3 protein-coding genes are annotated in these 2,395 nt (G+C 63.7%); 1 reads left to right on the top strand and 2 read right to left on the bottom strand.

Annotated features, from left to right (window positions below; translation table 11 throughout):
* The coding region (locus AX735_RS04980; protein WP_156447420.1) for a methyltransferase domain-containing protein at positions 1-352 on the bottom strand (352 nt) is incomplete at its 3' end.
* 85 nt (positions 353-437) lie between these two features.
* Between AX735_RS04980 and AX735_RS04975 the strand changes: the two genes are divergently transcribed.
* On the top strand, positions 438-1,850 hold the full coding sequence (locus AX735_RS04975; protein ID WP_066276566.1) for a dihydrolipoyl dehydrogenase family protein: 1,413 nt from the start codon (positions 438-440) through the stop codon (positions 1,848-1,850).
* 27 nt (positions 1,851-1,877) lie between these two features.
* Here the strand turns inward: AX735_RS04975 and AX735_RS04970 are convergent, their stop codons facing one another.
* Entirely contained in the window at positions 1,878-2,153 is a 276-nt protein-coding gene (locus tag AX735_RS04970) for a hypothetical protein (protein ID WP_066276564.1), read from the bottom strand.
* Between the last annotated feature and the right edge of the window lie 242 nt (positions 2,154-2,395).

Raw genomic sequence — 2,395 nt, 5'->3', positions numbered from 1 at the left:
TCGCGTAGCCGAAGGTCTCGCGGTGCCATTCGAGATGTGCATTGGCGACCGCGAGCTGCTCGGACGTCGCATCGACGCCGACGACCTCGCCATGCTCGCCGACCAGCTGCGCCAGGATATAGGCGTCCTGGCCCGAGCCCGAGCCGAGATCGAGGATGCGCGCGCCTTCGATCGCCGAGGGGGCGATCAGGCCGCAGCCATAATAGCGCGCCTTCACGTCGGGATGGACATTGGCCAGCGCCTTGATCACCGCGAGCGGCGGCCGTTCCGCCGTGGTGCACGCATCGGTCCGCAGATCCGCCGATTCCGACAGGACCTTGCCATAATATTCGCGCGAATTTTCAAGATTCATGCTGGATTCCCTTGGCCGTCACGCACAAACACTAGCCTTGAGGCCGTCCGGTAACCAGCGGCAATTTGAAGGCGAAGGACAGTCCATGGCATATACGCATGACGTGATCGTGATCGGGGCGGGATCGGCGGGGCTGGTCTGCTCGGGCGGATGCGCGATGTTCGGGCTGAAGCCGCTGCTGATCGAGCGCGGACCGATGGGCGGCGACTGTCTCAACACCGGTTGTGTGCCCAGCAAGGCGCTGATCTCTGCTGCGCACCGCGCGCATGACCTGCGCACTGCAAGCGAGTTCGGCATGGCCTCTGTCGAACCTGTCGTCGATTTCCGCGCGGTGCACGATGCGGTGCATGAAGCCATCAAGATCATCGAGCCGCATGACAGCGTCGAGCGCTTCGAGGGCATGGGCGTCGAGGTCGTGCGCGGCGACGCCAGCTTCACCGGACCGAAAAGCGTGGTGGTCGATGGCAGGACCTACTCCGCGCCGCGCATCGTCATCGCGGTGGGCAGCCGCGCCTTCGTGCCGCCGATCAAGGGGCTCGATGCGGTGCCCTATCTCACCAACCACAATGTCTGGGATCTGACCGAACTGCCGGAGCGGCTGATTGTGCTGGGTGGCGGGCCGATCGGCATGGAACTGGCGCAGAGCTTCCGGCGGCTGGGGTCGGAAGTCGTGGTGGCGACGCTGGGGCGACCGTTCCCCAAGGACGACGCCGATGCCGCCAGGATCGTCATCGAACGGCTCGAAAGCGAGGGCGTCGAGATCATCCACGATGCCGAGGGCGATGCGGTCGAGAAGACCGCAGGCGGCCTTAAGCTCACGCTCAAGGACGGGCGCACGCTCGAAGGCACGCACCTGCTGATCGCCACCGGGCGCGAGGTGAATTTCGACGGGCTGGGGCTCGAGGTGGCGGGCGTGGCCCATGACAGGAAGGGCATTCAGGTCGATGCCCGGCGGCGGACCAGCGCAAAACACATCTATGCGATCGGCGACTGCCGCGAAGGCCCGCGCTTCACCCATGCCAGCGGATACGAGGGCGGCAATGTCGCGCTCGAGATCAGCCTGGGCGTTCCGACCAAGGCCAATTATTCAGCGCTGCCCTGGGTCACCTATACCGATCCCGAACTGGCGCAGGTCGGGATGACCGAGGAAGAGGCGCGCAAGGTGCACGGCGACAAGATCACCGTATGGCGCGAGGATTTCGACCATAACGACCGCGCGGTGACCGAGCGCGAGGTCACCGGTTTCGTCAAGCTGGTCAAGAAGGGCAGCAAGGTGATCGGCGGCACCGTGGTTGGGCGCGGCGCGGGCGACCTGATCCTGCCGATCGCGATGATGATCGCGGGCAAATCCTCGACCTTCGGCGTCGCCAGCCTGATCGTGCCCTATCCCAACCGCTCGGAGCACATCAAGGCGGCGGCCTTCGCGTCGGATGAGGGCAAGGTGTTCAACAAGTGGTCACGCGGCTGGGCGCGGTTTCTGGCGCGGTTAAGGGGGTGAGATGGCAAAACGCCCGGCAGAGCACGATTAAAGCCGGCGTGTTTCGAGCCATAATTTAGTGAAGAAGATCATCCCATAAGCCATCAGTGCCCCCACCAGAGGGACTGGCGTGATGAAGACATAGTCAAGCGCGCTGGTCGACCGCAAGCTCTCCAGGTGGGTGTTCTGCCAATAGTAAATCCAGAATATTGTGCCTATGGGTACAAGCATCAGCGACAGCCATCCGGCGGGTCGGGTGCCAAAGATCAGGGCGAATACAGCGCCTGCTGCGGCGCCGATTCCGATCAGGACTGCAAAACTCATTGGCATCGCATAGCGTGCAACAAAGCTGTTGCATAGCATCCCCCTTCCGTTCAGCCTGAGCCTGTCGAAGGCCCCGCGCTGGCGGTCCAGATAATGTTCTCGTCACCCCCGCGCATGCGGGGGTCCCGCTTTCCTTACGATGGGCAGGCGATAAGCGGGATTCCCGCGTTCGCTGGGATGACAGCGATGGTCACGGAACGCGTATAGCGGGGCCTTCGACAGGCTCAGGCTGAGCGGAGGTG

Origin of the sequence: Blastomonas sp. CCH1-A6 (assembly GCF_001556365.1) — a bacterium.
GTDB lineage: Bacteria > Pseudomonadota > Alphaproteobacteria > Sphingomonadales > Sphingomonadaceae > Blastomonas > Blastomonas ursincola.
The sequence above is the reverse complement of the archived record's forward strand: the minus strand, read 5'-3'. Positions and strand labels throughout refer to the sequence as shown.

Excerpts from the sequence above, each read along its gene's own strand:
- AX735_RS04970 (WP_066276564.1), bottom strand. The coding sequence starts at position 2,153 with ATGAGTTTTGCAGTCCTGATCGGAATCGGCGCCGCAGCAGGCGCTGTA.
- AX735_RS04975 (WP_066276566.1), top strand. The coding sequence starts at position 438 with ATGGCATATACGCATGACGTGATCGTGATCGGGGCGGGATCGGCGGGG.